Origin of the sequence: Arthrobacter sp. Ld5 (assembly GCF_051172775.1) — a bacterium.
GTDB lineage: Bacteria > Actinomycetota > Actinomycetes > Actinomycetales > Micrococcaceae > Arthrobacter_D.
Genome location: NZ_JBPKBO010000024.1, coordinates 654,257 through 660,442, shown reverse-complemented (window position 1 = coordinate 660,442; position 6,186 = coordinate 654,257). Strand labels below are relative to the sequence as shown.

At 56.3% G+C, this 6,186-nt stretch carries 1 protein-coding gene and 3 rRNA genes; 1 reads left to right on the top strand and 3 read right to left on the bottom strand.

The genetic code is table 11. The annotated features are described in order from the left end of the window. Positions 1–25 precede the first annotated feature (25 nt). The 3 genes from rrf to ACSGDB_RS16045 all read right to left on the bottom strand — a co-directional run bounded on the left by rrf (position 26) and on the right by ACSGDB_RS16045 (position 5,610). A 5S ribosomal RNA gene (rrf, locus tag ACSGDB_RS16055) occupies positions 26–142 on the bottom strand. 221 nt (positions 143–363) lie between these two features. Next, positions 364–3,519: ribosomal RNA gene (locus tag ACSGDB_RS16050) — 23S ribosomal RNA — on the bottom strand. Positions 3,520–4,075: 556 nt separating this feature from the next. After that, a 16S ribosomal RNA gene (locus ACSGDB_RS16045) occupies positions 4,076–5,610 on the bottom strand. The 16S, 23S and 5S rRNA genes sit together here, the layout of an rRNA operon. On the opposite strand from ACSGDB_RS16045, the gene ACSGDB_RS16040 reads away from it, so the two are divergent. Further along, positions 5,610–6,044 (top strand): hypothetical protein, encoded by a 435-nt coding sequence (locus ACSGDB_RS16040; RefSeq protein ID WP_434995978.1) that lies wholly within the window; start codon positions 5,610–5,612, stop codon positions 6,042–6,044. The genes ACSGDB_RS16045 and ACSGDB_RS16040 overlap by 1 nt on opposite strands. Positions 6,045–6,186: the final 142 nt, after the last annotated feature.

Here is a 6,186-nt window from a genome sequence, read left to right as displayed (position 1 = left end):
GGTGGGGTCTTTCCGTTGAATGGTTGTCCGGCGGTGTCCTACTCTCCCACACTCTCTCGGGTGCAGTACCATCGGCGCTGTGGGTCTTAGCTTCCGGGTTCGGAATGGGACCGGGCGTTTCCCCCACGCTATGACCGCCGTAACCCTTGCTACCTGGCGCACCCTGCCCGGACCCCGGATGGGGGTGGGTGGGTGCCGGTAAATCTGTGGGGTTACATGCCAGTTGTGCTGGATGTACCTGTATTTTGTTGTGGTTCCGGTTGTTGGTCGGGAACCGCATAGTGGACGCGTCGCATTTTGTCGTGCACCCTCCCCTTATCACTGGTGGCGGCCCTGGGGGTCGCCGGTGGTGGGGGTGGGTGTGTGGTGTAAGTTATCGGCTTATTAGTACCGGTCAGCTTCACAGGTCTTTCGTCCCTGCTTCCACATCCGGCCTATCAACCCAGTGGTCTGGCTGGGGGCCTCTCACACTCTTGGTGTATGGAAATCTCATCTTGAAGCAGGCTTCCCGCTTAGATGCTTTCAGCGGTTATCCCATCCGAACGTAGCTAATCAGCGGTGCACTTGGCAGTACAACTGACACACCAGAGGTTCGTCCGTCCCGGTCCTCTCGTACTAAGGACAGCCCTTCTCAAATTTCCTGCGCGCGCAGCGGATAGGGACCGAACTGTCTCACGACGTTCTAAACCCAGCTCGCGTACCGCTTTAATGGGCGAACAGCCCAACCCTTGGGACCTACTCCAGCCCCAGGATGCGACGAGCCGACATCGAGGTGCCAAACCATGCCGTCGATATGGACTCTTGGGCAAGATCAGCCTGTTATCCCCGAGGTACCTTTTATCCGTTGAGCGACGGCCATTCCACAATGTGCCGCCGGATCACTAGTCCCGACTTTCGTCCCTGCTTGAGATGTCTCTCTCACAGTCAAGCTCCCTTGTGCACTTACACTCGCCACCTGATTGCCAACCAGGCTGAGGGAACCTTTGGGCGCCTCCGTTACTTTTTAGGAGGCAACCGCCCCAGTTAAACTACCCATCAGGCACTGTCCCTGACCCGGATTACGGGCCGAAGTTAGATATCCAGAGTGACCAGAGTGGTATTTCAACGATGACTCCACGTGAACTGGCGTCCACGCTTCACAGTCTCCCACCTATCCTACACAAGCCACACCGAACACCAATACCAAACTATAGTGAAGGTCTCGGGGTCTTTCCGTCCTGCTGCGCGTAACGAGCATCTTTACTCGTACTGCAATTTCGCCGAGTTTATGGTTGAGACAGCGGGGAAGTCGTTACTCCATTCGTGCAGGTCGGAACTTACCCGACAAGGAATTTCGCTACCTTAGGATGGTTATAGTTACCACCGCCGTTTACTGGGGCTTAAATTCCCAGCTTCGTCCCACGCAAGCGTGAAACTAACCGGTCCTCTTAACCTTCCAGCACCGGGCAGGAGTCAGTCCGTATACATCGTCTTGCGACTTCGCACGGACCTGTGTTTTTAGTAAACAGTCGCTTCCCCCTGGTCTCTGCGGCCCTGATCCGCTCCGGCAAGCTAGTCGCCATCACGGTTGGGGCCCCCCTTCTCCCGAAGTTACGGGGGCATTTTGCCGAGTTCCTTAACCATAATTCTCTCGATCGCCTTAGTATTCTCTACCTGATCACCTGTGTCGGTTTGGGGTACGGGCGGCTGGAACCTCGCGCCGATGCTTTTCTCGGCAGCATAGGATCACCAAATTCCCCCATACGGGGGTCCCATCAGATCTCAGGCCCGTGATCGAACACAAGAACGCGGATTTGCCTACGTTCTGCCCTACATCCTTAGACCGGGACAACCATCGCCCGGCTTGGCTACCTTCCTGCGTCACACCTGTTAATACGCTTACCTCCCGAGATCAGGTCCCGCGATCCACAAAAAACCACGTCACCACAAGGGTGGGCGGTCATGCTTCTGGCGGTTAGTATCCCTCGATCAGTATTGGCGGTTCTTCGCCGGTACGGGAATATCAACCCGTTGTCCATCGACTACGCCTGTCGGCCTCGCCTTAGGTCCCGACTTACCCAGGGCAGATTAGCTTGACCCTGGAACCCTTGATCATTCGGCGGACGGGTTTCTCACCCGTCTTTCGCTACTCATGCCTGCATTCTCACTCGTGTAGGCTCCACCGCTGGTTTACACCGCGACTTCACTGCCCACACGACGCTCCCCTACCCATCCACACCCCTGAACTCAGGAGAACAAGTCTCCGGCTTGGGATCCATGTGAATGCCACAACTTCGGCGGTGTACTTGAGCCCCGCTACATTGTCGGCGCGGAATCACTTGACCAGTGAGCTATTACGCACTCTTTCAAGGGTGGCTGCTTCTAAGCCAACCTCCTGGTTGTCTGGGCAACTCCACATCCTTTCCCACTTAGCACACGCTTAGGGGCCTTAGTTGGTGGTCTGGGCTGTTTCCCTCTCGACTATGAAGCTTATCCCCCACAGTCTCACTGCTGCGCTCTCACTTACCGGCATTCGGAGTTTGGCTGACGTCAGTAACCTTGTAGGGCCCATTAGCCATCCAGTAGCTCTACCTCCGGTAAGAAACACGCAACGCTGCACCTAAATGCATTTCGGGGAGAACCAGCTATCACGAAGTTTGATTGGCCTTTCACCCCTACCCACAGCTCATCCCCTCCATTTTCAACTGAAGTGGGTTCGGTCCTCCACGACGTCTTACCGTCGCTTCAACCTGGCCATGGGTAGATCACTTCGCTTCGGGTCTAGATCACGCCACTGCAACGCCCTATTCAGACTCGCTTTCGCTACGGCTTCCCCACACGGGTTAACCTCGCGACGTAACACTAACTCGCAGGCTCATTCTTCAAAAGGCACGCCGTCACAGAAACAAGTCTGCTCCGACGGTTTGTAGGCACACGGTTTCAGGTACTGTTTCACTCCCCTCCCGGGGTACTTTTCACCTTTCCCTCACGGTACTGGTCCGCTATCGGTCATCAGGGAGTATTTAGGCTTACCAGGTGGTCCTGGCAGATTCGCACGGGATTTCTCGGGCCCCGTGCTACTTGGGATCCTCTCCAAACGGCGTCACGCATTACGGTTACGGGACTCACACCCTCTCCGGCCGGGCTTTCAAACCCGTTCACCTATACGCACGCACTCATTTCACCAGTCCGGCAGAACTGGAACGGAAAGTCCCACAACCCCAGTGATGCAACGCCCGCCGGCTATCACACACCACTGGTTTAGCCTGATCCGCGTTCGCTCGCCACTACTGACGGAATCACTATTGTTTTCTCTTCCTGTGGGTACTGAGATGTTTCACTTCCCCACGTTCCCTCCACGTACCCTATGTGTTCAGATACGGGTCACCCGGTCACTCGCGCGCCGGGCGGGGTTTCCCCATTCGGACATCCTGGGATCAAAGTTCGGTTATCAACTCCCCCAGGCTTATCGCAGATTCCCACGTCCTTCTTCGGCTCCTGATGCCAAGGCATCCACCGTGTGCCCTTAAAAACTTGACCACTCACGATCAAAAACATATCGAGAAAACCAGGCCCGAACACACACACCCCACAAGGACGAACCCCGCGAAGCCCATGCATCGAAACCAGATTTATCTTAGAAATTGCTTCTTTTTAAGATGCTCGCGTCCACTATGCAGTTCTCAACCAACAACCCCAACACACCCGACCCCACCCCCAACAGGAGACAGACCCGGCATGCGCGGGAACACCAGAAACAACCCGACCCCACACACCCCCCAGACACCCCCGACCACGGACAACAACCCGCACCAGGACCACCCAGAGAACCGCATGAAGCCCTGTTATCTCAGGACCCAACAGTGTGCCAAACAGTCAACCCGGACAACCCCCACCGGACACGCTTTCCAGAACCCCCACCTCCGAAGAGACCAGGGAACGTACTCACACCAGCAGGCACCATCCAGGCACCTATCCATTGATATTCCACCCATGAGCACCCACCGCGGAACAAACGCCCGCGCTATGGGCTGACTCCTGCGAACCATCACCCCCACCACAGAGGACGAGGCCAACGATTCGAGGCGCTCCTTAGAAAGGAGGTGATCCAGCCGCACCTTCCGGTACGGCTACCTTGTTACGACTTAGTCCCAATCGCCGGTCCCACCTTCGACGGCTCCCTCCCACAAGGGGTTAGGCCACCGGCTTCGGGTGTTACCAACTTTCGTGACTTGACGGGCGGTGTGTACAAGGCCCGGGAACGTATTCACCGCAGCGTTGCTGATCTGCGATTACTAGCGACTCCAACTTCATGAGGTCGAGTTGCAGACCTCAATCCGAACTGAGACCGGCTTTTTGGGATTAGCTCCACCTCACAGTATCGCAACCCTTTGTACCGGCCATTGTAGCATGCGTGAAGCCCAAGACATAAGGGGCATGATGATTTGACGTCGTCCCCACCTTCCTCCGAGTTGACCCCGGCAGTCTCCCATGAGTCCCCGGCATAACCCGCTGGCAACATGGAACGAGGGTTGCGCTCGTTGCGGGACTTAACCCAACATCTCACGACACGAGCTGACGACAACCATGCACCACCTGTAAACCGGCCACAAGTGGCTGACACATCTCTGCATCATTCCGGTTCATGTCAAGCCTTGGTAAGGTTCTTCGCGTTGCATCGAATTAATCCGCATGCTCCGCCGCTTGTGCGGGCCCCCGTCAATTCCTTTGAGTTTTAGCCTTGCGGCCGTACTCCCCAGGCGGGGCACTTAATGCGTTAGCTACGGCGCGGAAAACGTGGAATGTCCCCCACACCTAGTGCCCAACGTTTACGGCATGGACTACCAGGGTATCTAATCCTGTTCGCTCCCCATGCTTTCGCTCCTCAGCGTCAGTTACAGCCCAGAGACCTGCCTTCGCCATCGGTGTTCCTCCTGATATCTGCGCATTTCACCGCTACACCAGGAATTCCAGTCTCCCCTACTGCACTCTAGTCTGCCCGTACCCACCGCAGATCCGGAGTTAAGCCCCGGACTTTCACGGCAGACGCGACAAACCGCCTACGAGCTCTTTACGCCCAATAATTCCGGATAACGCTTGCGCCCTACGTATTACCGCGGCTGCTGGCACGTAGTTAGCCGGCGCTTCTTCTGCAGGTACCGTCACCAACCCCGAAGGACCGGCTTCTTCCCTACTGAAAGAGGTTTACAACCCGAAGGCCTTCATCCCTCACGCGGCGTCGCTGCATCAGGCTTGCGCCCATTGTGCAATATTCCCCACTGCTGCCTCCCGTAGGAGTCTGGGCCGTGTCTCAGTCCCAGTGTGGCCGGTCACCCTCTCAGGCCGGCTACCCGTCGTCGCCTTGGTAGGCCATTACCCCACCAACAAGCTGATAGGCCGCGAGTCCATCCAAAACCGCAAAAGCTTTCCACCAACACCGCATGCGCGGGAAGGTCGTATCCAGTATTAGACCCGGTTTCCCAGGCTTATCCCAGAGTCAAGGGCAGGTTACTCACGTGTTACTCACCCGTTCGCCACTAATCCACCAGCAAGCTGGCTTCATCGTTCGACTTGCATGTGTTAAGCACGCCGCCAGCGTTCATCCTGAGCCAGGATCAAACTCTCCGTAAATGCATTACAGACACAACAACACCACCCGGGAAAACGGGCGACACTGCTGCACAAAATTCGAAACCAGCCAAAAAAACCAGCCACCACACGGGGTGCGGCAACCAGCAAATTCAACCAATCAAAAAACAATCGGTATCAACAAACTTGGCACACTATTGAGTTCTCAAACAACAGGAACAACCGTTCGAAACCAGCCAAAAAAACCAGCCACCACACGGGGTGCGGCAACCAGCAAATTCAACCAATCAAAAAACAATCGGTATCAACAAACTTGGCACACTATTGAGTTCTCAAACAACAGGAACAACCGGCACCACACACGACCAAACCGTCATGTCCTCGCTCCGGAGCAACTTTTCAAGCTTACCCGCACCGACCCCGTAACCGCAAATCCGCCGATTCTCATGATCTCCGCTCTTCACGCCGGTCCGTGAGGACAGGGCTTGAGCCTTGGTTCTGAGGTTGTCGGCCGACCAGATTACTTCCCCGGCGCGGATCTAAACGATAGCACCGGCGCGGACCGGATGCAAAAGCAGCGACGGACCCCGCTCGGGGTCCGCCGCTGCCCGGGTGGCG